Here is a 503-nt window from a genome sequence, read left to right as displayed (position 1 = left end):
CCTGGTACAGGCGGTTCGATTCCTCATAAGTCAGGGACGGATTATTGCTTTCCAAGGTATCCAGCAAGACAACAGTTTCGATGGGCTGCATATTTGGGTAGTCTACCATTTGGGCCTTTATTTCGGCAAACCTAAAACCGTAGAGTTCTTTGATAGCAAAGATCTCCAATACCTTAATAATATCTCCATTGGCAATAAATCCTGCTTCACTATTTGGCTTTACCCAAAAATAGTTGTTCTTGACTACCATAAGGTAATCTCCGGAAGAGATCTCCTCTTCCTGAAAAAGGATGCGGTTCCTTATCTGTTGGTTATACAGATTTGCTCTTTTATTTGACCTTACTATAATAGTAGTATCTTCATGGCCGAGATTACGGTAGGAATCTTCAATAGCTTCCATAATCTCGTAGCCATCTACCAGCCTTATTACATCCTTTTTCTGGCTCAGCTCAAAACTGAAGGATTCATAGAACTCTTCCCTAAGCGCTTCTCTTATCAAAGTA

1 pseudogene is annotated in these 503 nt (G+C 40.4%); it reads right to left on the bottom strand.

The window, feature by feature from the left end:
- Positions 1-503: pseudogene (locus tag HC176_RS16120) on the bottom strand (ATP-dependent endonuclease); the annotation flags it as partial.

It is taken from the genome of Tamlana crocina, assembly GCF_012037625.1.
This window is presented reverse-complemented; position numbering and strand designations above follow the sequence as displayed.